This is a genomic window from Thioalkalivibrio sp. K90mix (genome assembly GCF_000025545.1).
Classification (GTDB): domain Bacteria; phylum Pseudomonadota; class Gammaproteobacteria; order Ectothiorhodospirales; family Ectothiorhodospiraceae; genus Thioalkalivibrio.
Genome location: NC_013930.1, coordinates 38,510 through 61,130, shown reverse-complemented (window position 1 = coordinate 61,130; position 22,621 = coordinate 38,510). Strand labels below are relative to the sequence as shown.

30 protein-coding genes and 1 pseudogene are annotated in these 22,621 nt (G+C 62.2%); 10 read left to right on the top strand and 21 right to left on the bottom strand.

Translation table 11 applies throughout. From position 1 onward, the window contains the following. Positions 1–30: 30 nt before the first annotated feature. A pseudogene (locus TK90_RS15515) lies at positions 31–174 on the bottom strand (RNA-guided endonuclease TnpB family protein); the annotation flags it as partial. A 210-nt stretch (positions 175–384) separates the two neighbouring features. On the opposite strand from TK90_RS15515, the gene TK90_RS13555 reads away from it, so the two are divergent. From TK90_RS13555 to TK90_RS13540, 4 genes are read left to right on the top strand one after another with little or no spacing between them, the layout of a single operon-like run. Then, positions 385–690 (top strand): hypothetical protein, encoded by a 306-nt coding sequence (locus TK90_RS13555; protein ID WP_018940625.1) that lies wholly within the window; start codon positions 385–387, stop codon positions 688–690. 2 nt (positions 691–692) lie between these two features. Beyond that, a complete protein-coding gene (locus tag TK90_RS13550) occupies positions 693–902 on the top strand; it encodes a hypothetical protein (RefSeq protein ID WP_013006547.1) in 210 nt (69 codons plus the stop codon). Between the two features lie 56 nt (positions 903–958). Continuing rightward, positions 959–2,917, top strand: coding sequence for a BRCT domain-containing protein (locus TK90_RS13545; protein WP_013006546.1), 1,959 nt, complete (start codon positions 959–961; stop codon positions 2,915–2,917). Between the two features lie 7 nt (positions 2,918–2,924). Then, positions 2,925–3,344, top strand: coding sequence for a hypothetical protein (locus TK90_RS13540; protein ID WP_244406403.1), 420 nt, complete (start codon positions 2,925–2,927; stop codon positions 3,342–3,344). 32 nt (positions 3,345–3,376) lie between these two features. On the opposite strand, the gene TK90_RS13535 is transcribed toward TK90_RS13540, so the two are convergent. Both TK90_RS13535 and TK90_RS13530 read right to left on the bottom strand, forming a co-directional pair. After that, positions 3,377–3,688, bottom strand: coding sequence for a hypothetical protein (locus TK90_RS13535; protein ID WP_013006544.1), 312 nt, complete (start codon positions 3,686–3,688; stop codon positions 3,377–3,379). Between the two features lie 31 nt (positions 3,689–3,719). Then, entirely contained in the window at positions 3,720–3,950 is a 231-nt protein-coding gene (locus TK90_RS13530; RefSeq protein ID WP_013006543.1) for a hypothetical protein, read from the bottom strand. Positions 3,951–4,818: 868 nt separating this feature from the next. Between TK90_RS13530 and TK90_RS13525 the strand changes: the two genes are divergently transcribed. From TK90_RS13525 to TK90_RS13505, 5 genes are all read left to right on the top strand, one after another. Then, a complete protein-coding gene (locus TK90_RS13525; protein WP_013006542.1) occupies positions 4,819–5,121 on the top strand; it encodes a hypothetical protein in 303 nt (100 codons plus the stop codon). A 299-nt stretch (positions 5,122–5,420) separates the two neighbouring features. Continuing rightward, entirely contained in the window at positions 5,421–6,542 is a 1,122-nt protein-coding gene (locus TK90_RS13520) for an RNA-guided endonuclease TnpB family protein (protein WP_013006540.1), read from the top strand. 115 nt (positions 6,543–6,657) lie between these two features. Further along, a complete protein-coding gene (locus tag TK90_RS13515) occupies positions 6,658–7,002 on the top strand; it encodes a hypothetical protein (RefSeq protein WP_013006539.1) in 345 nt (114 codons plus the stop codon). Positions 7,003–7,246: 244 nt separating this feature from the next. Further along, positions 7,247–9,517 carry an EAL domain-containing protein gene (locus TK90_RS13510; protein ID WP_371190826.1) on the top strand — a complete coding sequence of 757 codons (2,271 nt, stop codon included), beginning with the start codon at positions 7,247–7,249 and terminating at the stop codon, positions 9,515–9,517. Between the two features lie 114 nt (positions 9,518–9,631). Continuing rightward, positions 9,632–11,032 (top strand): PhoH family protein, encoded by a 1,401-nt coding sequence (locus TK90_RS13505; protein WP_018940626.1) that lies wholly within the window; start codon positions 9,632–9,634, stop codon positions 11,030–11,032. Positions 11,033–11,095: 63 nt separating this feature from the next. Here TK90_RS13505 and TK90_RS15410 read toward each other — a convergent pair whose 3' ends face one another. The 18 genes from TK90_RS15410 to TK90_RS13420 form a co-directional block, all read right to left on the bottom strand. Beyond that, a complete protein-coding gene (locus tag TK90_RS15410) occupies positions 11,096–11,413 on the bottom strand; it encodes a hypothetical protein (RefSeq protein WP_013006537.1) in 318 nt (105 codons plus the stop codon). A gap of 73 nt (positions 11,414–11,486) precedes the next feature. Continuing rightward, positions 11,487–11,948, bottom strand: a complete 462-nt coding sequence (locus tag TK90_RS15405) for a hypothetical protein (RefSeq protein ID WP_013006536.1) — start codon at positions 11,946–11,948, stop codon at positions 11,487–11,489. Positions 11,949–12,044: 96 nt separating this feature from the next. Continuing rightward, the gene (locus tag TK90_RS13495) at positions 12,045–12,617 is read right to left on the bottom strand and encodes a hypothetical protein (protein WP_013006535.1); all 573 of its coding nucleotides are present in this window, start codon (positions 12,615–12,617) and stop codon (positions 12,045–12,047) included. Between the two features lie 134 nt (positions 12,618–12,751). Continuing rightward, positions 12,752–13,285: a hypothetical protein gene (locus TK90_RS13490; RefSeq protein WP_013006534.1), complete on the bottom strand. Its 534-nt coding sequence runs from the start codon at positions 13,283–13,285 to the stop codon at positions 12,752–12,754. 98 nt (positions 13,286–13,383) lie between these two features. After that, positions 13,384–13,821, bottom strand: a complete 438-nt coding sequence (locus TK90_RS13485; protein WP_013006533.1) for a hypothetical protein — start codon at positions 13,819–13,821, stop codon at positions 13,384–13,386. Positions 13,822–14,023: 202 nt separating this feature from the next. Then, complete coding sequence (locus TK90_RS13480) at positions 14,024–14,224, bottom strand: hypothetical protein (protein ID WP_013006532.1); 201 nt, start codon at positions 14,222–14,224, stop codon at positions 14,024–14,026. Between the two features lie 10 nt (positions 14,225–14,234). Further along, positions 14,235–14,558 carry a hypothetical protein gene (locus TK90_RS13475; protein WP_013006531.1) on the bottom strand — a complete coding sequence of 108 codons (324 nt, stop codon included), beginning with the start codon at positions 14,556–14,558 and terminating at the stop codon, positions 14,235–14,237. Between the two features lie 75 nt (positions 14,559–14,633). After that, complete coding sequence (locus tag TK90_RS13470) at positions 14,634–16,001, bottom strand: hypothetical protein (RefSeq protein WP_013006530.1); 1,368 nt, start codon at positions 15,999–16,001, stop codon at positions 14,634–14,636. Between the two features lie 230 nt (positions 16,002–16,231). Continuing rightward, positions 16,232–16,903, bottom strand: a complete 672-nt coding sequence (locus TK90_RS13465) for a hypothetical protein (RefSeq protein WP_013006529.1) — start codon at positions 16,901–16,903, stop codon at positions 16,232–16,234. Positions 16,904–16,951: 48 nt separating this feature from the next. Continuing rightward, positions 16,952–17,659, bottom strand: coding sequence for a hypothetical protein (locus tag TK90_RS13460; RefSeq protein WP_148216267.1), 708 nt, complete (start codon positions 17,657–17,659; stop codon positions 16,952–16,954). 160 nt (positions 17,660–17,819) lie between these two features. Then, on the bottom strand, positions 17,820–18,473 hold the full coding sequence (locus TK90_RS13455) for a hypothetical protein (protein WP_013006527.1): 654 nt from the start codon (positions 18,471–18,473) through the stop codon (positions 17,820–17,822). Positions 18,474–18,572: 99 nt separating this feature from the next. Then, positions 18,573–19,154 (bottom strand): hypothetical protein, encoded by a 582-nt coding sequence (locus TK90_RS13450; protein ID WP_013006526.1) that lies wholly within the window; start codon positions 19,152–19,154, stop codon positions 18,573–18,575. Between the two features lie 83 nt (positions 19,155–19,237). Next, the gene (locus TK90_RS13445; protein ID WP_013006525.1) at positions 19,238–19,447 is read right to left on the bottom strand and encodes a hypothetical protein; all 210 of its coding nucleotides are present in this window, start codon (positions 19,445–19,447) and stop codon (positions 19,238–19,240) included. A gap of 87 nt (positions 19,448–19,534) precedes the next feature. Continuing rightward, positions 19,535–19,912, bottom strand: coding sequence for a hypothetical protein (locus tag TK90_RS13440; protein ID WP_013006524.1), 378 nt, complete (start codon positions 19,910–19,912; stop codon positions 19,535–19,537). Between the two features lie 274 nt (positions 19,913–20,186). Further along, positions 20,187–20,648, bottom strand: a complete 462-nt coding sequence (locus TK90_RS13435; RefSeq protein ID WP_013006523.1) for a hypothetical protein — start codon at positions 20,646–20,648, stop codon at positions 20,187–20,189. A gap of 63 nt (positions 20,649–20,711) precedes the next feature. After that, positions 20,712–20,945: a hypothetical protein gene (locus TK90_RS13430; RefSeq protein ID WP_013006522.1), complete on the bottom strand. Its 234-nt coding sequence runs from the start codon at positions 20,943–20,945 to the stop codon at positions 20,712–20,714. 99 nt (positions 20,946–21,044) lie between these two features. Then, positions 21,045–21,287, bottom strand: coding sequence for a hypothetical protein (locus TK90_RS13425; RefSeq protein ID WP_244406402.1), 243 nt, complete (start codon positions 21,285–21,287; stop codon positions 21,045–21,047). Between the two features lie 493 nt (positions 21,288–21,780). Next, the gene (locus TK90_RS13420) at positions 21,781–22,176 is read right to left on the bottom strand and encodes a hypothetical protein (protein ID WP_013006520.1); all 396 of its coding nucleotides are present in this window, start codon (positions 22,174–22,176) and stop codon (positions 21,781–21,783) included. A 147-nt stretch (positions 22,177–22,323) separates the two neighbouring features. Here TK90_RS13420 and TK90_RS13415 point away from each other — a divergent pair, with 147 nt between their 5' ends. Continuing rightward, positions 22,324–22,557 (top strand): hypothetical protein, encoded by a 234-nt coding sequence (locus tag TK90_RS13415; protein ID WP_013006519.1) that lies wholly within the window; start codon positions 22,324–22,326, stop codon positions 22,555–22,557. Positions 22,558–22,621 lie beyond the last annotated feature (64 nt).

Genomic DNA, 22,621 nt, shown 5'->3' with positions numbered 1-22,621 from the left:
TGACGCGCCACGGGCGAGGCTTCCCACTTCTTAGGCAGCAACCGGCGACATGCCGGATTTACGCGAGCCTCCATGGGCAGAGACGGACAGCCCTTCCGCCTTCAAATGGATCAAGCCCTGGTGCTTGATGTTCAGTGCCGCATTGATGTCCCGGTCGTGCTGTGTGTGACAGGCGGAGCCACCATCGAGACGCTCAAGGCTTATGTGCAGGGGCAGAAGACACCCGAATAGGGCCGCTTGCGCGGCCCCCGCTTACCTCCCCGCCCGAGTGGGCGAAGGTTCACGCGGATCTTTGCTGAAAGAAATCGACAAGCGGGTGCACCTCGATAGACTGGTCATCCATTCATTCGGAACCGGCCATGGTTTTCAACGAACGATGGGAGGATGCGTAAGGATGCGACCAAGGAGGACGGCATGACCATGCCCCAGACGATTTACCTGCAAGGCGACCCGGAGGCGTGCCCGGAGGTGACGTGGTGCGTGGACCGGATCCACGACACGGATGCGGCGTACATCCACGAAGATCGGCACCGGGCGCTGCTGGAGGCCCTGCAAAACGTGATGGGCCACCTCGACACCCCGATTGGACGACGCCGGTTGGGGCTCGATCCCAATGAACCCTGGCTGCGCGGCGCGCGGGATCGGGTCGAGTCCGAACTGCGGGCTCAGGAAACCCTTGAGGGTCGCTGAATATGCTCTCCCCTGAATTAACCTGGATTTTGGTTGGCTTTATCGGCCTGCTGGTCTTTCTGGTGGTCGGCGGCATGGTGCTCAAGCATTTCGTTCGAAAGGGTTCCATCAGCGCTAGGAGCATCACCCGCGATGACCGGAGCGCTCCGCTTTTCGACGAAACGGACAAGAACGAGGACGAGTACCTGTACTACTACCGGGATGACGACTGATCCGGTTGACCGCCGCGGGCGGCGGATGTCCGGCCCGAAGCCGGTGGAGATCGACCATGAATCACGAACTGGCACTGGAGAGCACCGTCATGGATGACACCGTGGAGCTGCCCACAGGCTTCAAGCACCCCCGCGACTGCACTGTGGATGAACTGGCGACCGCCTGTGAGCGCCTGAACGCCTCCTACCGCGCCGGGCAGCCCCTGGTGCCGGATGCGGTCTACGATCACCTGTTCATCGCCACCCTGTCGGAGAAAGACCCGGAGCATCCGTTCCTCAAGGCGGTGGAACCTGAGGGGGAAGCCTTCGAGGGTGATACGGTCAAGCATGACACCCCGATGCTCTCGACCGACAAGGCCTACACCGAGGACGAGCTTCGCCGCTTCCTTGGGCGGGTCGAGGTCGCTGCCGAGGCGCTGGGCATCCGCTCCGAAACCCTGACGTTTCGGATGACCCCGAAGCTGGATGGCATTGCCGGAATGCAGCGCCCGGATGGCCGCCTGGTCACACGCGGCAACGGTTTTGCCGGAGCCGACATCTCCCACGCCTTTGAGCGCGGTCTGCGCACGCCGGATGGCTCGATGGAGCCGGGCCCGGGCGAGCTGGTGCTGGAGGAGATGTTCTTTCAGGACGAGATTCGGGTGGCCTTCGGCATGCCGCATCCGCGCAATTTCGTCGCGGGGTTTGTCGGGGCCGATACGGTCAAGCCGCATCATCAGAAGGCGGCGGATGCTCAAGCCATCATCTTCTTCCCCTATCGCCAGCTTCCCGCGTGGCAGGCGTCGGCCGCCGTCGTGATGGCAAGCTGGCAGGAACGCATGGAGGCGCTGCGTCAGGCCGTGCCGTACCGCACGGACGGGGTTGTGCTGGAGGTCACGGATGAGACGGTGAAAGCCCACATGGGCTCCACATCCCACCATCATCGATGGCGAGTCGCGCTCAAGACCAAGGGCGAGGTCGCTCATGTCCGTGTGCGCGACATTCGCATCCAGACCGGGCGCACTGGGCGCATTACCCCGGTGCTTGAGTTCGATCCTGTGCTTCTGACCGGGGCGCGCATCTCGAACGTGACCGCCCACACTGCGGCTAATCTGGCCCAGCAGGGGCTCGGGGTCGGGGCCGAAATCGAGATCAGTCGCGCGGGCGACGTGATCCCGAAGCTGGAGCGGGTTCTGGAACCGGCGTCTGAACCGATGACCGTGACCCATTGCCCGTCCTGCGGACACGAGGCTGAGGTCGAGGGCGAGTACGCGGTATGCCCGAATACCGTGGGCTGCCTGGCCCAGGCCGAAGCGCGGCTACGCCACTTCTTTCACGTCATGGGCAATGCCGATCTGTTCGGGCCGAAGACCGTTGAGGTCTTGGTCGAGAACGGGCATACGGATCTGCGCGGTTTGTTCGATCTGAACGCTGTGGCCTTTGTGAGCATGGGGTTCGGCCCCGGTCAGGCCTCCAACCTCGTGCGGGAACTGGCGCGATGCCTCCGAGAGGCTGTGCCGGACTGGCGATTCCTGGCCGCACTGGGTCTGCGTCACCTCGGGCGCGGCGACTCGCGCAAGCTGCTGGCGGTCTACCCGCTGGAGTCGATCACGAACCTGACGGCCGAGGACATCGCGGCGGTGGAGGGGTTTGGCCCCATCACCTCCGCATCGATCGCCGAACAGTTGCAGGAGCAGCGCGAGCGCATCGAGGCCATGATTCGTCTGGGCTTCAATCTGGAGCGCACGCCGCTGGCGGGCGAGGGCGCCGCGGCCGAAGGCCCGCTGGCGGGGCAGTCCATCGTGTTCACCGGCACCCTGACCCTCGGGAGCCGGGGCGAGCTGGAGGAGCAGGCGCGCGGACTAGGCGCGACGATCCAATCCGGCGTGAACTCCAAGACGACGATCCTGGTATGTGGTGAAAAAGCGGGCTCAAAGCGCAAGAAGGCCGAAGCCATCAACGAAAAAGCGGGCAAGGAGCAGGTTCGGATTCTGGATGAAGCGGCCTGGGCCGCCCAAATGGAAGGGGGCAAGTAAAATGTCGATGTACAACGATGAGAACGAAATCCGGTTCGACTTGGGTGCGGAGCCCGTTCGACAGGAATCCATTGACGGAGTGGTCGCCTCGCTTGAGGTCAGGTACAAGGCTCTGAAGAAGCGTTGCACCCTCATTCTGTGGCTCATGTTGGCGCTGGCCTCGGCACCAGGATCGATTCCCAAGGGCAAGCTGAAGGCCGCTGTTCTTTCGATGAAGATCCGGCTCGAGAATGCGCCGCAGAACGTGTCGCATGTCCACAGCCAGTTCGTCGAGGCCATGGAGGCCGCCAAGGAATCCGCGAAGACCGAGGTGGAGGGCTACATCCACGGTCTGAGTCTGCAAACCGGTCTTGAGTCCCTTCGGGAGCATGGGCCGCGGCTGCTGGAAAAACCGGACCGCGGGCCGGAAGACGAGCAAGGTTCCTAAACCCGGCCACTGGTCGAGGCCGGGGCTGCGATTCAGAACCCCATGGGGTCGTGGGCGTCGGTCCAGCTTTGCGGTCCTGGCATCTTCCCCGAAGGCACCCATCCGAGCCGCCTGAGCAGGTCGATGGCCTGCTGTTCCGGATCCGCCGGAAGCTCCTGCGCCGCCGCTGCATCGAGCACGACCGCGCCGCCAGGTGCCGGCGTCAGGCTGTCCGCCCAGACCGCCTGAGCGCGGAGGTGGCCTCCCTCCAGCTCCAGTCGTTCGATGCGAAGCAGGACGGCGGGCTGACCGTCGCGCGCGCACTGAATCGAGCGTCCGGTAATGGTTCGGTTCTGGATCTGCATACACCCTCCCTAGTGTTCAAGCATTCTAGTGTCAGGCGCTATCCGGGTCCGGCCAGGACGTGGTCTTCCCCCGAGCGGCGTGCTCGTGCGCCCGTCTTTCAATGAGCTCGAGCATCGCGGCCTCGCCGCCGTCTTCATCGGCCGCCTCCAGTTCATTCATCGTGACGATCCTGCGGACCTCGACGGGCGCGGCATCTGAAGTGGCCTTGTAGACCCCCAGTAGCATCTGACGGGGTGTAATGGTCCCCGTATGTGCGGTCATAACGTTCCTTGTCCTTTTGCAACTCGCTCTTTAGACCCTGCCACGCGTTCTTCAAAAAGTCGACGGCTCGGATTTCCGGTTTTTTCGCGGTCGTCCTTCAAGAAATCGACAACCGGTTTTCTTCGGGCAATCTGGAGTCATCTCAGGAACGGAACAGCCGGGATGAGCAGCTGGAAGGATCCAGCGCCAAAACAGGAAAAGCGCGCAGGGAGCGCAGGCCCAGGACGAGGCAAGGGAGACTAGGGCAGGAGCCCGGCACGGATGCACGGATCGCAGGGACGCGGTTCAACCCCAGGTGCGAAGGAGCGAAAAAATCGACAGCCGCACGGCATCGATCAACCTGGGGCCTTACAACACACCGGTCGCCTGTGGCGGCTGAGGCGAAACACCGGCGGCCCCGGCCAACTGGAACAGGGGTGGGATTGGCAGGCGAGTGCCCGAGGGATATGGCCCCGAAAACCCCTGCACCAAGGACTGCCGCCGGGCCATCGCGCCCATCTCCTCGGCAGGGCCAAGGGGAAACGCCACCTCACGGCGCCGCGCGTTGCAGGTGACAACGCACAATGCAGCGGTTGCTCATGGACATCAGCGACCCCGTACCGACGCCGGCACCGATCAGGACGATCAGGCCGGCGTTTTTTATGGGGCAGTTGTGAGCGCGCCATCCGCTTGCGCTACTTGAAGGTCCGGTCACGCCGCACTACAGTGCGCGCCACAGAGGGCCAGAGGCTGCCACCCTTAGCAATGGATTGCTGATCGATCGAAGTCCTGATTCCCCCATTCACGAAACTCGACACCCAACGTGTCGTGAGTAGTATTTGCGAGCGATCCAGAACCCCAATCAACCAATCGTCCTCAAGGAGGAGAGATGACTGCACAGGCGCTGGCTTACCACCCGACCTTTAATGCCGCTGAGGAATGCGAGCACCTTGCATCCCGATTTGGCGCCCCCCTGGTGCAGCCGTTGGTACGCTCGATCGTCGATGCCATCGGCCCCGAGGCCCTTGGCGCGCTGGAGGCCCCGAGTCCGCATACCAGCCCCCGGCACCAGGCGCGCTTTCTGGTGAAAGTGCTTGGCGAAGACAACGCACTGCGCGCGATCGAAGGAAGTATTCGCGAGCAGGAACACATTCGCCCGAAGCGCCACCTCTCGCTCTGCAAGTCCGCCTGATTTGCCCTCCCAGCAGGATATTACGATGACATCAGAGCGCTTGTTCTGCCTGGGCTGCCAGATCGACTTCCTGGTCGGCGATCCCCTGGAAGCTCGATGCCCCGGCTGCGGGCGTCACTACAGTGCGTACAGTGGACCCCTGGTGCGCGAGCGCTCTCTAGCTTTAGCCCTATGGCGTGAGCAGAACCCGCATGCCGCCTTTTCATCACCCCCCCCGCGCGGAGACCTCGGCGTTCAGGCCGAGGAGGAAGCGCGCCCTTGTGGTTGAGTGTTACAGAACGCTTGGTAAGCTGTAAGACATGGTGAAGCGCGCCTACAAATACCGTTTCTATCCGACGCCGGAGCAGGAAGTGCTTCTGGCGCGGACGTTCGGTTGCGTGCGCCTGGTGTACAACACCGTGCTGCGCTACCGCACGGATGCGTTCTTTGAGCGCCAGGAGAAGATCGCCTATACCGAGGCCAGCGCCTACCTGACCGCGATGAAAAAGGCCGAGGAAACGGCCTTCCTCAACGAGGTCAGCTCGGTGCCGCTTCAGCAGTGTCTTCGCCATCAGCAGACCGCGTTCAAGAATTTCTTCGCGGGCCGCGCCCGGTACCCGAACTTCAAGAAGAAACGTGCCCGCCAGTCGGCGGAGTTCACCCGTTCGGCGTTCCAGTACCGGGAAGGGCAACTGTTCCTGGCCAAGTGCCGGGAGCCCTTGAACATCCGGTGGAGTCGGACGCTTCCCTCCGAACCCACCAGTATCAACATCTCCATGGACTCGGCCGGCCGCTACTTCGTGAGCTGCCTGTGCGAGTTCAACCCCGAGAAGCGGCCCGTCACCCCGAAGATGGTGGGTATCGATCTCGGACTGAAGGACATGTTCGTCACCAGCGACGGGCATCGAACCGGCAATCCCCGCCATACGGCAAAATACGCCGCCCGACTGGCCTTGGCGCAACGACGACTGAGCCGCAAGAAACTCGGCTCGAAGAACCGTGCCAAGGCCCGACAGAAGGTGGCGCGACTTCACGCCAAAATCGCCGATTGCCGGATGGACCGCTTGCACAAGCAGTCCCGCCAGATCGTCAACGAGAACCAAGTGATCTGCGTCGAATCCCTGAAGGTGAAGAACATGCTGCGCAACCCGCATCTGGCAAAAGCCATCAGTGATGCGGGCTGGGGCGAGTTTGTCCGGCAACTGGCGTACAAAGCCGAATGGGCCGGGCGGCAACTGGTCGCCATCGACCCGTGGTACCCGTCGAGCAAACGGTGTTCGCACTGCGGCCATGTGGTCGACGCACTGCCGTTGTCCGTTCGCACCTGGACCTGCCCCGAATGCTGCACCGAACACGACCGCGACGTGAACGCCGCGGTCAACATCAAAGCCGCCGGGCTGGCGGTGCGCGCCCTTGGAGAGAATGTCAGTCCTGCGCCGTGATTGTGGCATGGGCAGTTCTCGATGAATTGGGAATCTCCGTCCTTTAGGGCGGAGAGCAGTCAACGCTTGTCCTCGTGAATGGAGCGTCAGACCCGACCGCACTTGAGGATCGACCATGACCCGGCACACACCACCTTCCGACGGCATCCCCACCACGATCCCCTCGGCCTTGCGTCAGGTGTTTTCGTATAGACCCCAGTTTGCGCTCGAAAAGATTCTACTGGGCGTCATTGTGCTGATTTCGATCCTGGTGGCTTTGATGGAGGAGCACGGCGCCGTCCTGGGGCTGGTCTTCGTCTGGTCTTTCTGGGTGTCGGCCGCCATGAATCCACAGGCCCGATGGACCTCATCCATCTCGCCCTGGAGGCACTTCGGTCGCCTGTTGTTCTATGTCGTCTGGCTCGGTGGCGTTACTGCGCTGCTGGCCTTGTATCGCCTTGTTGGACTGGTGTCCGCCTGACAGGCAAAACCCGTGAGGTGTGCCCGGAATTGACCGAGCCCCCTTGAACGGTATAGGGTTCAAGCCGCTTGGATGGCGGCTTTCTTGTTGTCGCACCCCATGAGCTTCCCTCCCCCTCGAACAAAGGAGTGTTTGGGTGGAATCGCAAACGGACATTGCGTCATCGCGGACAGGCTCAACGTCCGCCATCATTCTCGGTTTTGGCTTCGTTCTCTTTCTGCTCCTGATCCTGATTTGGATCGGGATGGATCGCTTGGCGCATGCGCAATCGCAGAAGCAGCAGCTGGTTACTTCTAATACGACGCTTCAGCTCCTTTACGAGGCACGCCACGCGGCATTAAACCGGACTTCCTACCTCATTCAGGCGTCACTCTCTCGGGAAGACGCCGACGCGTTCGAAGGCTTTGCGCAGGCGGATCATCGTATTGACGTATTGCACGACGCGTATCGTCAGTTGGTCGACTCCGAAACAGCCGCATCCGATGAGTATCAGGCCTGGCAATTGGCCCTGGCGGACACGGGATTCTCCCAGGGCCTCGCGCTTGAGCGGGCTGCACTGGGCGCGCTTCCGATCGAGGAACTGGATGCGTTCCTCCCACGTCACGCCGAGCTCGATGCGTTTTTTGGGGAGCTGATGCGGCGCCACGCCGAAGCGGCGGACTCGCTCCGGGATTCGTCCTCGTCGGACTATGCGAAGGCCATAGTGGCATTACCCCTTTTGGGCGGGCTGTCTCTGATCGTTGGGCTGCTGGCGGGGTGGCTCGTGTATCGCCGCACCGCCCGCTCGGAATCCGAACTCTTCCACGAGAAGGAGCGCGCCCAGGTGACGCTCCACGCGATCGGGGATGCGGTGATCACGACGGATCTGCGCGGGCATGTCGAATACCTCAACCCTGTCGCCGAGCATTTGACGGGGTGGACGCATGACGAGGCGGTCAACCACCGCCTGGACGACGTGTTTATGCTGATCGACGCATCCAGTGGCACCCGCATTTATCACCCCTTGACCGAGTGCGTCTACGACGGCATGGCCTCGGGCCTGCGGCATGACCAGATGCTGGTGTCGCGCACCGGCCAGCAGTACGAGATCGAAGAGGTCGCCTCGCCGATCCGTAACCGATCCGGTGCCATCATAGGCGCGGCCCTGGTCTTCCGCGATGTGACGCGCTCACGCTCATTGGAACGGGATCTGATCTGGGCGGCCCGCCACGATGAGCTGACCGGCCTTCCCAACCGAGCTGAGTTCGAGCGGCGCCTGCGCAAAATGGTCATCCATGCGCGTCGTAATGGGATCGATCACAGCTTGATCTATCTCGATCTCGATCAGTTCAAGGTAGTCAACGATACCTGCGGACACCCGGCGGGTGATGAGCTGCTCCGCCAGCTTGCGACGCAGTTCCAGGAGCGCTTGCGCAGCAGCGACGTGCTTGCCCGACTGGGGGGAGATGAGTTCGGGATTTTGCTGGAACGCTGCACACTTGGAGAGGCGGAGGCGATCGCGGAAAAGATCCGCGCATCCGTGGCCGAGGGCCGCTTCGAGTGGCAGGGCAAGGTCTTTACGGTAGGGGTCTCGATCGGTGTAGCCCCCATTGACCCCGACACTGGGGATGCCGAGCAGTTTATGAGCAAGGCGGACGCCGCGTGCTACCTCGCCAAGGAGGCGGGGCGCAACCGGATCCACGTTACCCATTCGGGGGACGAAAACGTGGCGTACTGCGAGGATCACATGCACTGTGTGCAGGCAATCAGCGAGGCCATCGAGGCCGATCGTCTGTGGCTCCACGGGCAGAACATCTGCCCGGTGTCGGGGAAGGGGAAGGGGTACACCGAGGTCCTGGTGCGCGTTCTGGACCAGAAAGGCGAGCTTCTCTCCCCAGGCACGTTTATCCCGGCCGCCGAACGCTTCGGGATCATGCCGCAAATCGATCGCTGGGTGATTCGCCGCGTGCTCACCCACATGGCGAACCCCGGAAGCGGGTTCAAGGGCCGCTACTCCGTCAACCTGTCCGGGCAGTCGCTATGCGACATCGAGATGCTCGACTTCATTACCAAGATCTTCCGCCACACACGCGTCGACCCCTCCCGGATCTGCTTCGAGATCACCGAGACCGCGGCCATTGCCAACCTGGACCAGGCCAGCCGCTTTATGAAGGAGCTGCGAGGGCTGGGCTGCCGGTTCGCGCTGGATGATTTCGGCGTAGGCATGTCCTCGTTTGGCTACCTGCGCGATCTCAAGGTCGACTACATCAAGATTGACGGGAGCTTCGTTCGCGATATGGCCGAGGACCCGATTCACCATGCAATGGTGGAGAGCATCCACCATATCGGGCATGTGATGGGCCTGGAGACGGTTGCCGAGTTCGTCTCCGACCCGCGCCTTCTGGTGTCACTGCGCGAGATCGGCATCGACTACGGACAGGGCTTTGGCCTGCATCGACCGGAACCGCTGGAACCGTCCCCGATGGAGGCCAAGCCGCCGGTCTGGGAACGCCCGGCCGCACTGTATGCCTCTTGAGGTCGATTTGAACGACCAACCCTCACGGCGGCACGCTGAGGATGTGCCGCCCTAGCGCTTACTGCGCACGGCACTCCAAGGACTGGAACCCAACGAGAAAGGATGCTCTCTGCTATGGCTCAACCCTGCTTTTTTGTCATCGACACCAACGTGCTGATGCACGACCCGACTGCCCTGTTTCGCTTCCACGAGCATGATCTGTTCATCCCGATGGCCGTACTGGAGGAGTTGGATCGCCACAAGAAGGGGCAAAATGAGGTGGCCCGCAATGCGCGCCAGGCCAGTCGCTTCCTCGATGATCTAATCCAGGCCGCCGGCCACCAGAACCTGCTCAATGGTATTGCGCTGTCCATGGGGGAGTCGGCCCTGTGCGACGAGCAACGCCCTACGGGGCACCTGTACTTCCAGTCGCGTGGCGACGAGTCGAATGTTCCAGACGGACTCGGAGTGGATGTCGCGGACAACACCATCCTGGGTTGTGCGATGGCGCTGTGTGAACGGAACCCTGAGCGCAAGGTGGCCCTGGTCACCAAGGACATCAACCTTCGAATCAAGGCCGCGGCGGCCGGGATCGAGGCGCAGGACTACCGGAACGATCACGCCGTGGACGACCTGGACCTCCTGCCGCGCGGGTCGGATGCCCTGGCGGCGGATTTCTGGGAGTCGCTGGAGTCCACGGTGGAGTCCTGGACGCACAACGGCAAGGACTATTACCGCGTGCATGGGGAGATTACCCGTGAGTTTTGCCCCAACCAGTTCGTGTATCTCGAAGGCGATCTGCCGCTAGACGCGATGGTGCTCGAGGTCGACCGCGACGCCCCCAGCGCCGTCCTCGAGGCCCTAAACCTGAATGCCATGGGGTCTTGGGGCGTGAAGCCACGAAATCGGGAGCAGGCTTATGCCTTGCGTCTCCTCATGGACCCCGAGATCGATTTCGTTTCCCTGGTCGGGGGTGCCGGCACCGGTAAGACCCTTCTGGCACTGGCGGCCGGACTCTCCCAGGTCCTCGATCGCAAGACCTATCGCGAGGTGCTGATGACCCGTGCGACGATCCCGGTAGGCGAGGACATCGGCTTCCTGCCTGGCACTGAAGAAGAAAAGATGATGCCCTGGATGGGGGCACTGATGGACAACCTGGAAGCGTTGGTAGACATCGATGACTCCAGCGGCGACTGGAGCCGTCAGGCAACCCACGACCTGATCGAGAAGCGCGTCAAGGTCCGCTCGATGAACTTCATGCGCGGCCGGACCTTCTTCAACCGCTACATCATTCTCGACGAGGCCCAGAATCTCACGGTCAAGCAGATGAAAACCCTGATCACCCGCGCCGGGCCCGACACGAAGATCGTGGCCCTCGGCAATCTGGACCAAATCGACACCCCTTATCTGACCGAGACCTCCTCCGGCCTGACCTACGTCGTTGATCGCTTCCGCGAGTTCGACCATGGCGGGCATCTGGCGCTGATCCAGGGCGAGCGTTCGCGATTGTCGGCTTTCGCGTCGGAACACCTCTAGCCCGCCACCCCACAAAAAACCCCCGACCCGCTTTCGCGGGGCCGGGGGGGGTGGGTTTGGCGGTCAGGCTGCCGATTCGTTGCAGTCGATCTTCTCGATGGCGTCCTCATCGCCCAGGTAATACTGATTGGGCATGTTGTCGTCATCAAGATCGAAGGAAACATTCTGAAGCGTCTGACTATCGGACATCATCTCACGGGCCTCTTCGGTTGAGTTCGCGTACACGCGAATCACGGCCGAGCAGGAGGCATCGTGCGTCACGATAGCCTCGTACAGACTGGCTCCGTCCTCCGGCTCGTTCAGCACCACTGGTTTCTTCGGGGGCTGAACGGGTGTTGCCGTCAGACCCCCATCGAAGTCGATGGAGCCACCCTTGCGCATGAACTCCAGGACATGATCGATGCCAATGACATCGATGTCGTCCCGGGTGATGCGCGTGACATGCCCGCCGAACTCATGCGGGCCGTGGCTTCTCGCACCAGTAGGCCGCCTTGATCTCGATGGCGTCGAGGCGGTCGGGCCCGGTGTTCTCGGGCTTTTCCAGGAGCGATTGCAGCACGTCGTGCCAATCGACCCCGACTTCATTGAAATCGATCTCCAGGGTTTGTGGATCGCCCGGATGAAGTTCATCGATCTTTTGTATCCGCCGCACCTCTTCCAGCAGGCGCTCCACCCACTTCGGGGCCTTCTCCGGTTCCGGATAGCAGTCCTGGAACAGGCCGATGATCTCCGGCAGCCTCTCAGGTTCGATGAACCAGAAGTCTACCGAGTAATCCTCCATGCACAGATAGTGCGACCCGTCGTGTGTCTTCTCGATGGTTGCACCCATCTCGCGGAGCACTCGATGATCCAGGTCGTTCAGAAGGCGATCCGGGATCGTCTGGAGGATGGTGGACGTTTCGTAGTTGTTCGCCATTGTGTTTCTCCTTGCTCTGGTCAAAAGCCGGCGGGATGGCCGGCGTAGGGTAGACCCGCCCCCCGGATGGGGGACGGGTGAAGGTCGGGTGCCTGGCTAGGCGACCGACGAAGGCGTTGCATCGCGTTCCCGCAGGACCGGCCACACCACCCGATCGAACTCAGCCGCTAGGGCCTCCAACGAAGCGGCGTTGTTGTCCAGCTCCACATCCACGAGGGCATCCTCAATGCCCGCCTCGGACGCATGAGAACGGATTTGCTCGCGGTCTTCACGATGAAGACGCACGACCAGGCCGCCCCGGTTGCGAACGAACTCGGCTTCGTTGTCGAAACGAACGTCCGAGATCACCACACCGGGCTTTCCTGCGGCAAAGGCCGCTTCGATCGCTCGATCGGCCAGGATCAGCCACAGGTTCGGATGAACCATGTGGCGTCCCCATTCCGTCCCGAGCGTTTGCTGCAACTCGCGCGAGCTTTTGCCAATCTCCGGGATCACCCGTTCCTTGTCCTCGTAATGATCGACGTCCGGGAAAAGGGCCCCGACCGCCGCCTTCACGGGGTCGGCAAAGGCGATCCGTTCGAACCCGCGCGCCACCAGGATCGACGCTGTGGCGTCTTTCCCGGAACGAGCCGGTCCGCTGATACCAATCAAAGGTATGGATGGTTCCATGGTGCTCTCCTAAAGGGCTCCTGTCGGAGCGTTGGGTGTGTCACGTTCGAGGTTCCGAACGCGCTTCTTCGGCACCGGGTGAGGATGCCTGCATGAAGACGGTGGGAGGGCGACCGGCGGGATCGCATGGCGCCTCAAGGGGCTGATTCCGCTGCTGGGTCCAGGCCCAGGTACTCGCGCCAGTAGACCTTCCCCGATTCGGTATAGAACCCCCACTTCTGCGTGCGGGGGCCGAACACGAACAGGCTGACCGGCGTGACGCCGGGCTCGAGCTCCAGGCGATGCCGGGTACCAGCGCGGCGCACCACGACGGTGCCCGGCCCGCGCCATACGCGGCGGTAGTGAACGGCATCCTCAGACGGGTGCTGGTCCTGACGCTTCGGGAAGATCTCCCAGTAGCCGCCCTCCAGGATGAGGCTTGCGGATGAACACGGGTGATCGTGCAGGTGCCGATCGTGATCGGAACTGAGAATGCGGTGGATCCGGACGCAGACCAGGCGGCCGACCCAGCGGTCCAGGATGCTGCCCACCCAGGCTCGTTGTATGACCGGCCGCGGATCCCGGGCGGTTCCGCCCAGCAGCCAGTAGCGCTCCATGTAGCCTTTGAGGTGGAAGTAGGGGGTGCGCTCGGCGCGACGGATCAGGTAGTTCTTGATGCGCTGAAGCATGATCGCTGACTCCTTTCAGCTGCTAGGGGATTCCTTTTCCCCATGAAAACGCACGCCCCGGCCTCGTTCAAATTCTTCCCGGCATGACGGGCGCCGGATTACACGGCCGATTCCGATTCGCGCGATTCCAGGGCCATGCGTCGGGTCTGGCGCCGGTTGGCGATAAAGAGGGCCGCAAAGAAGCTCACGAAGACATAAACGAGTGCCGGCACCCAGGGCCACTTGCTGAGATCCGTCGGCCCCTCCAGCCCATGCAGAACCGCCAGGTTCATTTTTCCAATGGCGGTCACCGTGAAGACTGTTACCCCCAGCGGAAGCCGGACCCAGGGGGTAATGACCCGGGACTGCCCCAGTGGCAGGACCGCCATCAGAGATACCAGCAACCAGGCGCGCAGAATGAATTCGCCGAAGTCGCCCGGCGCCATCAGCGCCCAGGGGGCGATCATGGCCACCAGCACGCCCAGAAACAGGCTGTACTCACTCAAACGCATGGATCGGGGGTTGTACAGCAGGGAGCGTCCGGGCGGCGCTTGCATAGCTTCTCCTTGGCCCTGGCATGCTCCCTATGCCCTTTGGCGGTTCGTGCAGTTTGGACATCGCGGATCTACAGCGTAGCGCATCCCCCCGGCGCGATGCCCGAAGGCCCATGGGAGGAGCGCAGACCCGCGCCGATTCGGCAGGGGTCCAGAAGAAGGGTAAGGCGGGCGTGCGCACAAGGCGCACATCCCGCTGTGGGTTTTAGTCGAACGCTGGGCAGTTGTGGCTGCCGTCGAATGACGACACCCGCCCCATCCAGGCCTGAGCCACGTTGTCGATGACCTGACGTCCTGCATCGGGCATGTAGTCACGCGCGACCCATTGACAGGCCTCGTCGTGGCTCCTCGGCTGTCGTGCATCGACGCGGACGATCGTGCGAGCGATCTCATCGGCTTCCGACATGACCGACCTCTCAAAGAGCCGCCTGGAACTGGGCCTCGAGATCACGCAGCAGAATATCCTGCGACTCGAATTCCAGGTCCATGTGCTTGGGGCGGGCACTGAAGCGGATACTGTCCTCTGTCACCCAGAGAAGATCCATCTCTGTCGTGTCATCCCAGTCCCACTCCGGCGAGAAGTCGAAGCGTTGCAGTGCGTTCAGCCCATGTTGCCGGCAGACCTGCGCCAACGTCTTCACTTCCTCCAGCATGCCCTCGCTGATCTCGACACGCCCGGTCAGGGGCATGTCGATCTCGTGCTTGGACTCGGGGTACAGCTCAATCGTAATGCTCTTCATGGTGCTTCTCCATTCAAAAGGCCCTTTGCCGCACCAAAGTGCAGCGCGGGGCGTTGGGGTCGAGGTTGGTTCGGATTACGCCGCCAGTGCGGCGGGTTCCGGTTCTTCCTGCGCACGGGGGAGCATGTCCGCAAGCCCGTCGCGGGCCCAGGCATCTCCGATGAATCCGCCACAGGTGTGCTGTTGATCCTCCAGGACATGCCAGACACCTTCGACCGGGTCGTACTCGAGGATATCGATGATGCTGACGAACACATTGCCGTTCATCGCATCCTCGATTTCATCAACGATGATCGAGGCGAGGGTTTCAGCGGCCTCGATAAAACCGCGTTCACGCGCGGAGGGCAGGACGCAGAAGGCGCCCGAACCGGACCTCCAGGCCTGATCCATCCACTCGCGGATCGTGGATTCAGCCTTTCTCAGATCACTGAACTGGATATAGCGGCCGACGCCCAGGGCCTCGGCAAACGCCGGGTCGAGCTCGACGTCGGCCGTACCCCAGGTCCTGTCGTGACGAAACCGTGTGAAGGCGTACAGGTCCGCGTCTTTGCGGCACATCTCTACCTGGTCGGATTCCAGCAGGCAGACACCCCCCAACCGTTCCCCGAAATCGGGCCACGTTCCGGTGACCGACAGCGATATCGGACCGGCCGAGGAGTGGTACGCATGTTTAAACGGAACGGCATACTTGTCACCGAATCCGCCTTCCGTCACGAGATCCGCCCACCACTGATCCACCGCGCCTTCGACCACGTTGACTTCATCGAGGTCTTCAGGGGCGTCGTTGAGCAGGGTTTTCGCCTGCTCTTTCGCAAGATCGGCGGTGTTGCAGTGACGCTTCACACAGTCCAGATCCGCCAGGCTTTCATCCCGGTTGCGAATACCCCGCCGAATGCGCGACCGGATCCATCCATCGGATATCGTCACGCTCGACGGGGCGTTCCGAATGGCCCAGTCCCGCAGGTCCGGGTCATTCATCTCCTGGGACAGCAACATATCCTGATCCACTGCCTTGAGACGTTGCACCTGGTCTTCGTCCTGAAGAAACACGGGGTCCAGCGTGCGTTTTGCTAGGTCCTGAACCCAGGACTCGAGCAAGGCCCGTCCGTGGCGGTTGGTTTGATCCAGCATCTCGGAGAACACAGGTTCATCGAGCACGCCGTTGTGGACGGTGGTCCCCAGTGCTGCGTGCAATCTTTCCAGTTCGGCGGTCGATGCGTTTTCTGCAATGACGACGTTCGCCATATTGTCGTCTTCCAACATTTGGAAGATCGCGGGATCATCGTCCCGGACGAGTTGACCGACTGCGATCCGGTTTTCCGACAACCGGCGAATCACAGGCCCGTCATAACCCATCGGGCCACAATCCGGGTCGCACAACTCCAGGCCTTCGACCTCATTGAGGTCGATATCCACTGAATCAGACTTCATCAGCTTTTTCATGGTGTATCTCCTGTAAGAACCGCCGGTGGCGGTGGTGGGTGTTTCACGCCCGAGGTTCCAAGCGTGCTTCTTCGGCACCGGGTGAGGGTGCCTGCATGAAGACGGGAGTGGATCGCGCATCGACCAGAAACGGGCGCGCGGCTCCGGAAATAGGGGCCCGCCAAAGGCGGGCGATACAGATTGGGAAGAGGCCAGCTATGCAGTGCATCGGCTGGCGTGGATTTACGACTTCAGAACAGGGATCGTCGCTCGACACCATCCGGTACGCCCAGCCAGGCGCCCAACGGGGCCCGGGCGGACCGAAGTTCACTTCGGACTCGTCGGTCCGTCAGGTTGGCGGCGGCCAGTTCGAACCAGATGGCTCGGGTCAGCTTTCGAGGGCTGCCGACCTCGATGAGGATGTCAGCGACGCGCTCGCGCCCCGGGCGGGTCAGCATGATGTAACCGCGGCTGTCATCGTGACCGCCCTTGACCGGCCAGGCGGGCCAGGTCCAAAGGGCGCCCTGGTCCCGAAGTTGGGGTTCCAGGGCTTCACAGACCCAGTCCGAGAAACGGCGGTACTCACCGCCTTCGCAGGGCTCGATACCGAACCGCATCACGTTTTCGAGAACGGCGGATCGGATCCCTTCGTGCCGGGGCACGAAAATCAGGTGCCCCCGACCCGAATCCCCGCGATCATGGGCGTCCAGGCAGTCCTGAAGGGCGTAGCGGCCGACTCCGGCCACCGAGACGGCGTTATCCTGATGCCAGACCAGTGACACGGCCCCGGCCAGGGCCCAGTCCGTTTGCCAGTCCTTCTCCATCAGCTCGTCAATCGCTTCCCGATCCCGCTTGGGGTCGAGCAGGCGACCGACGGCCTCCGGCGACTCCCCCGTCAGGCGGGAGTGCGGTAAGTGCTCCATGGTGGTTCTCCTGAAAAGAACGGGGCAGGGGTTGCCCCGGTGTGGGTACTAAAACAGTGCCCGCGAAGGACACGCCTGACGATCGCGTTCGATCCACTGGGCCTCCATCGGCACCACCGTTTCAGTGGATTCCGAGGCGTCCTGGGTGTCTGAATGGAACACGGAGGCCTCGATGGCAAACGCGCGAACGAGACGCCACAGACGCTGATCCTGCCCCGACTGAGGCTCCAGATTGCTGAAGTTTTCCTTCATGTACTCGAGGGCGTCCATCACATGGCTGGGCGTTGGAGCCCGGATCGGCCCCGTCACTCCGGACGGATCCACCGCGGGCGATACCATCCAGGCATCCTGATCGGGGAACCGGCTGATCTGCCCGTAGTGCAGCAGCGACCGGATCCGTTCCAATTGATGCGCCTGTTCCGGATCCACGAGCCAGATAAGCCCGTCGAAGTCTTCGTCCCCGTCGACAATCGGCGTGATCTTTTCGACGTCGAGCGGATTCTTGGCCGCGTGGAGAATCTGCCCTTTCGACACTTCTTCTCGCGTGACCAAGGTGGGCCGATGAACAAAAGCGAGAGTGGGTATCGCATCGAGTGATCGATGAATGCGGGAGTCCCACGTATTCGGGGGCATATCCACATCGAGCAGGACCCCATAAGGGCCTTTCGTGTAGTGCATGGTGCTTCTCCTGAAAGAACCGCCGATGGCGGTGTTGGGTGTTTCACGCCCGAGGTTCCGAGCGTGCTTCTTCGGCACCGGGTGAGGGTGCCTGCATGAAGACGGGAGCGGATCGTGGCGTCACGATCCAGCGGTGCATACCGGAACCCACGCGCCATGGATTCGGGTATGCACCCCCGAAGGGATGCATGAAAGGTCGCCTGTGTCCGAACGGACCAGGGCGGGGTGGGTTTTGGGTTTAGCCGTGCAAGGCCATTTCAGTGACCGGTTCGGCGACCGGATGATTCCAGGCCATCATCTGGTGACGACGCTGAAGATCCTCCAGGGCCATTTCCAGGGTAGCGGCCGGCTTGCCCGCGGCCAGGCGTTCGGGGGTCACCTCGATGGTGTCCTCCTCGGCCATGTCCGCCAGCCATTCCAGCGCTTCCTCCCGCGTGCCAAACACGGGGCTGGTCACCGATACCGGACTGCGACCCCATACACTGATCAGCGTGTTGCGCACTTCGGGGATCAGCTCGGCGAAATATCCGGCCGCACCGGCGGCGTCATAGGCTGCCTGAACGGCCCCGATGGCGAATGCCCAGACCATGCGCTCGTACTGCCAGTCCGAGTCGGACCGCAGCTTCCAGACCGCATGGATCGGGCTGACCCCGTTGGCGTCGAAGGCTTCCAGGATCGCTTCCGCCCCGATGGCGTGGATTTCCAGCTCACCGGATGCATTCATACGAAGGCTGGCGACCGGCATCTCTTCGGCCGGCTCCTGGAACTTCTCGGCCATCCGCAAGGCGGATTCCAGTTGCAGCAGGGCTTCACGCTCCTGCTTCAGATCGAAGGGAATAATGCGGCCGAAGCCGCCGAAGATCGATTCATGTGCAATGGCGGTGTTTTGCATGGTTCTCTCCTAGAAATGCCTGCATCCGTGCGCCCCCATTGGAGCACGCGGATACAGGGTTGGGTAAACGCCCGTTTTCGGGCATGTGTCGAGGCCGGCTTACAGCGCGACCTTGCGGGGAGGGCTGTTCAGGCGATCCCGGAACACCTCCCGCAAAAGGGCGCGTTCCGCCAGCACCTGAACCTGACGGGTCTGCATCCGGGTCTGCTGAGGCGAGAGCCCGGAATCCCGGTACATCCGACCCAGCCAGTCCTCGGCATCGGAGCGACTGACGAAGGCTTTCGTGAACGGCAGTCGTACGCCGCCCGACTGGGCCTTGCGACGGACATCCGGCCAGATTTCGGCAATCACGCCGCCGCTTTTTTCATGGATGTGGACCGTTCCCATTCCATACGCGGTGGCGAGCTCGTCACGACGGGTCAACCCTTCCTGGGAATGAACCCAGATGGCTTCCCATGGGTCATCCAGCAGGAAGCAGCGACCGCCATGATCCAATCCTTCGGTGGATCCGCATTCCGGATCTTCGAGGATCTCGGTGTCGAACAAGAACACGACCTCAAGGTCGTCGAGATTCGATTCCTGCTCCGCCAGCTGGCGCCAGTACGCCAGGGTTTTGCGGTCATAAGGGCTGGCGCTGTCCATTGGGATCAGCGTCCCGTAGGGGTGGCGAAAGTTTTCCATTGGTGATCTCCAAACGCACACCCCCGGCCCGGGGTGTGTCGTGGTATCAACACACCCCGGAGCCGCGGGGTTTTCAGCTACCCTCAAGCCACACAGGCCCGGGCGTAATCGAAGGCCGCCTTGCGACGGCGGCGACTGACCCGGCCAACCTCGTTCTGGCTGTTCAGGTCGAAGACGATGATCTGGTAGTCATGGACGCGCTTGATGACGCGGATCCAGACCCCTTCATCCTCATCCCGGATTTCGAGCACTGAGCGCCGCTCTCCGGTGGAATCGTTCATCTTCAGTTCCATGGGTGATCTCCTTCGGCGCATACCCCCCGTTCGGGCATGCGGTGGGTCTTGCAAGCCCGGAACGGCGGGTATGGGAAGGCGCCTCGCTTACGAGGCCAGCGCCATGTCGTACAGAAGGCGACGGGTGTAGTTGCGATCCATCATGAGGAAATCGTCGACGTCGTAGGCATCGCTTTCGAATCGCGCTTCAGGCGTGTTCGAGGGGGCGATGAAACGCACGCAACGTTCGTGATAGCGCATTACCAGCAACGATCCCTCCATCGTTCCCACGATCCATTCCGCGGGCCGGTTCGGCTCGAGGAAGTGATGCACGGTGAACGAAAACAAGACCTGATACGGAATCTCGACGAGAGGTGTATCGGTACCCCCGTAGGAGGGAGCGATCATGGGGATGCGAAGCAGGCGGTTTTCCTGGGGCGGCGCCCCATAGGGAATGGCCCGCAGAGGGGCTGGATATTTCAGCATGGTGACCTCCAAAAAAAGGGGTCACCGCCCGCTCGGGGTACGGTAGACCCCGGGTGGGTGTTATTCCTGTCCAGAAGAAACAGGGTGGCCGTGGCGGCCGGAAGGAGATCGAAACCTCCCAATTATCAACCGAAGCCGATCGCCGTTACCCTGGCGCGGGGTCTAATGAGCCTTGATCGTATCGTGCAGCCTTTTCAGGCGGCAAAGGTCGTTTTTCGCGCGACACTGGATGTGCGCTGGGCGCACGGTGATTCTCGGGCGCGAAACACCCCCGCTAGTGAGCGCAATTTCGCTGATTCTGGTGCAGCATGCCCGGGTGAGCCCGAATGCAGGAGCGAACCCCTTCCCACCAGACACTGGAAAGCTGGCGGATAACATCCGAGGCCATCGATTTGCGAAACTCCGCACTCTCCGCCCGCTCCGGATCGATCTCCTCCATGGCGGACAGGTCCACGAATTCCACCTGGCGGCTGCTGATGCGCAGGACGATCGGGGCACCTGCATCACCCTCGGTGTTCTCTTCGATCCGCCAAGGTACGCGGAGCACGATGCCGCCGTGCTGGTCGCTGACGCCCTCGATTAGGCTCGCGCCTTCGCAATAGAACACACCTACTTCTGGATCAATTCCGAGCTCGCGCTGTTCCCAGCGCCGGCATTCCCACTCAAGCGCTGCAAAGGGTCCTTCCAGGGGTTCGCTGGGGAATGGGGAGGGGGCATCCGGTGCTTTCTGTTTCAATGGTTTCTCCTGTTAGCCGGGCGGGATGCCCCACCCCAGGTCTGGGTGGCCGTTCACTGAACCCTAGAACTCACCATCGGATCGCCCCGCGTCGATGTCCGAGGCCTCGGCCTCGAGCGCCTCTTCAAGCGTGGCTCCCATCATGTTCGCGTAGCCTTCGAAATCCTCGAGCTCGGAGTCGCTCATGCTGTCCTTGAGCTCCTGCGCTTCCGGAGAAAGATTGCTTTCTTCCCCGGCGCATGCGCCCAGCAGAAGGGTCAGGGTCACTGTGGATAGAAGGGTCGTCATCTTCTTCATCGCTTTTTACCTCGGTCGTTGGTTGGCGGCTTTCTTTTGTAGCCGGCATTCAAGGTACCCTTCGGCGCCAGGCTGTCGATTTCTTCTCGGAGGGCGACGCTAGAACTGATCCGACAGATTGCCGAAGCGTTGCTCCATCTCGGCGTAGTCCTCTGCCATTTGCTCCAGCGCTTCCTCGCGGGTTAGCCCGCGACGATCGGCCGAGCGTTCCAGAAGCTCGAGTTGGCGCTCCGTCAAGGAGCCCTCGACCTCCTGCGCCTCTGGCGACAGGCTGGGCCCGCAGGCGGACAGCGTCAGGGTGATTGCGGTCGCGGCGACGACCTTCCAGGTGCTTCGTTGCATGATCTGAAAATCCTTTTCCGTTTCCATCCTGCCCTGGATGATTCGGGCATTGCGCCCGGCATGCTTGCTCGGAGTTCATGGTGGCCGGGCCGGTGAGCGCTGTCAAAGCGTCGTTTGCACCCATAAAAAACGCCGGCCTGATCGTCCTGATCGGTGCCGGCGTCGGTACGGGGTCGCTGATGTCCATGAGCAACCGCTGCATTGTGCGTTGTCACCTGCAACGCGCGGCGCCGTGAGGTGGCGTTTCCCCTTGGCCCTGCCGAGGAGATGGGCGCGATGGCCCGGCGGCAGTCCTTGGTGCAGGGGTTTTCGGGGCCATATCCCTCGGGCACTCGCCTGCAAATCCCACCCCTGTTCCAGTTGGCCGGGGCCGCCGGTGTTTCGCCTCAGCCGCCACAGGCGACCGGTGTTGGTTTCGATGGGTCCAGATTGCCAGAACGTTTCGGCTTGTCGATTTCTTGGCAAATGGATTTGACGGGTTGCCGTCCGCGCCTCAGAACAGCGCCCGCCGCGGGGCATCACCCCGGTTTTTCAGCCATTCGCGCTCGATCGATTTTTGCGCCTTTCGCTCCGCCGCCGCTTCCGCCGCGGCTTCGGCGGCCGCCTGGGACGGGGGGCGGTCGATTACCTTGCCCGTCTCCAGGTTGATCCAGAACCCCGGGACCCGGCGGTAGCCTTTGCGCTCCTTCTCCCACGCCCTGTCATCCGCGCTGGCGGCGCTCATCACCGTCGCCTTGCGGCCCGTCAGACGCTTCCGTTCGTCCCAGGTGCCGTAGAAGGCGATGAACTGCTCCGGGTGATCGACATCCCGCGTGATCGCCCAGGCCTTCTCTTTTTTGGCACCATCCGCAATGTACAGGTCAATCTCGGCCCAGCTGTTGTTCGCCATCGCTTAGATCCTCTTGAATGTCGGTTCGATCCTATTGAAGCGGATCCCGCGCTTTTGTCGATTTCTCGCGCGGGTGCGCGCCGGGAAAATCGACAGCCGGGTCGAGGCGTGGATAGTGGGGCCATCACCCCATTCAAAGGCGTTTCCATGCCCCAGATCGTTCGCATCGTGGTCGCATTCGAGATCCCCGAGTCCACCTTCGACCGGTTGCGTGATGCCCTCGAGGACTCGATGTTCATCCTCGACTATCCGGAGCTGTACAACGCCTCCATCACCGTGGAGCGAGGCCCCGATACGGAGGTCCTTGGCCTGGGATCGCTCTCGCTGGATGGTCGACGGCTGGCCGAGTGGGTCGAGGCACGCGTACAGGACCCCATCTGACCTCGCGGCCGGCAGCGGCCGGTGGAACGACCGCTCGATGGACGGCATCATGCGCGTTGCAAAC

Bases quoted from the DNA above. Each gene is read 5' to 3' on its own strand.
- TK90_RS13510 (WP_371190826.1), top strand. From the start codon at position 7,247: ATGGATCGCTTGGCGCATGCGCAATCGCAGAAGCAGCAGCTGGTTACT.
- TK90_RS13485 (WP_013006533.1), bottom strand. From the start codon at position 13,821: ATGCAAGCGCCGCCCGGACGCTCCCTGCTGTACAACCCCCGATCCATG.
- TK90_RS13480 (WP_013006532.1), bottom strand. From the start codon at position 14,224: ATGTCGGAAGCCGATGAGATCGCTCGCACGATCGTCCGCGTCGATGCA.
- TK90_RS13495 (WP_013006535.1), bottom strand. From the start codon at position 12,617: ATGGAACCATCCATACCTTTGATTGGTATCAGCGGACCGGCTCGTTCC.
- TK90_RS13430 (WP_013006522.1), bottom strand. From the start codon at position 20,945: ATGAAGAAGATGACGACCCTTCTATCCACAGTGACCCTGACCCTTCTG.
- TK90_RS13545 (WP_013006546.1), top strand. From the start codon at position 959: ATGAATCACGAACTGGCACTGGAGAGCACCGTCATGGATGACACCGTG.
- TK90_RS13490 (WP_013006534.1), bottom strand. From the start codon at position 13,285: ATGCTTCAGCGCATCAAGAACTACCTGATCCGTCGCGCCGAGCGCACC.
- TK90_RS13450 (WP_013006526.1), bottom strand. From the start codon at position 19,154: ATGGAAAACTTTCGCCACCCCTACGGGACGCTGATCCCAATGGACAGC.
- TK90_RS13470 (WP_013006530.1), bottom strand. From the start codon at position 16,001: ATGAAAAAGCTGATGAAGTCTGATTCAGTGGATATCGACCTCAATGAG.
- TK90_RS15410 (WP_013006537.1), bottom strand. From the start codon at position 11,413: ATGCGCAAGGGTGGCTCCATCGACTTCGATGGGGGTCTGACGGCAACA.
- TK90_RS13525 (WP_013006542.1), top strand. From the start codon at position 4,819: ATGACTGCACAGGCGCTGGCTTACCACCCGACCTTTAATGCCGCTGAG.
- TK90_RS13445 (WP_013006525.1), bottom strand. From the start codon at position 19,447: ATGGAACTGAAGATGAACGATTCCACCGGAGAGCGGCGCTCAGTGCTC.
- TK90_RS13520 (WP_013006540.1), top strand. From the start codon at position 5,421: ATGGTGAAGCGCGCCTACAAATACCGTTTCTATCCGACGCCGGAGCAG.
- TK90_RS13455 (WP_013006527.1), bottom strand. From the start codon at position 18,473: ATGCAAAACACCGCCATTGCACATGAATCGATCTTCGGCGGCTTCGGC.
- TK90_RS13530 (WP_013006543.1), bottom strand. From the start codon at position 3,950: ATGACCGCACATACGGGGACCATTACACCCCGTCAGATGCTACTGGGG.
- TK90_RS13505 (WP_018940626.1), top strand. From the start codon at position 9,632: ATGGCTCAACCCTGCTTTTTTGTCATCGACACCAACGTGCTGATGCAC.
- TK90_RS13555 (WP_018940625.1), top strand. From the start codon at position 385: ATGCGTAAGGATGCGACCAAGGAGGACGGCATGACCATGCCCCAGACG.
- TK90_RS13440 (WP_013006524.1), bottom strand. From the start codon at position 19,912: ATGCTGAAATATCCAGCCCCTCTGCGGGCCATTCCCTATGGGGCGCCG.
- TK90_RS13550 (WP_013006547.1), top strand. From the start codon at position 693: ATGCTCTCCCCTGAATTAACCTGGATTTTGGTTGGCTTTATCGGCCTG.
- TK90_RS13535 (WP_013006544.1), bottom strand. From the start codon at position 3,688: ATGCAGATCCAGAACCGAACCATTACCGGACGCTCGATTCAGTGCGCG.
- TK90_RS13465 (WP_013006529.1), bottom strand. From the start codon at position 16,903: ATGGAGCACTTACCGCACTCCCGCCTGACGGGGGAGTCGCCGGAGGCC.
- TK90_RS13475 (WP_013006531.1), bottom strand. From the start codon at position 14,558: ATGAAGAGCATTACGATTGAGCTGTACCCCGAGTCCAAGCACGAGATC.
- TK90_RS13415 (WP_013006519.1), top strand. From the start codon at position 22,324: ATGCCCCAGATCGTTCGCATCGTGGTCGCATTCGAGATCCCCGAGTCC.
- TK90_RS13515 (WP_013006539.1), top strand. From the start codon at position 6,658: ATGACCCGGCACACACCACCTTCCGACGGCATCCCCACCACGATCCCC.
- TK90_RS13420 (WP_013006520.1), bottom strand. From the start codon at position 22,176: ATGGCGAACAACAGCTGGGCCGAGATTGACCTGTACATTGCGGATGGT.
- TK90_RS13540 (WP_244406403.1), top strand. From the start codon at position 2,925: ATGTACAACGATGAGAACGAAATCCGGTTCGACTTGGGTGCGGAGCCC.
- TK90_RS15405 (WP_013006536.1), bottom strand. From the start codon at position 11,948: ATGGCGAACAACTACGAAACGTCCACCATCCTCCAGACGATCCCGGAT.
- TK90_RS13425 (WP_244406402.1), bottom strand. From the start codon at position 21,287: ATGCAACGAAGCACCTGGAAGGTCGTCGCCGCGACCGCAATCACCCTG.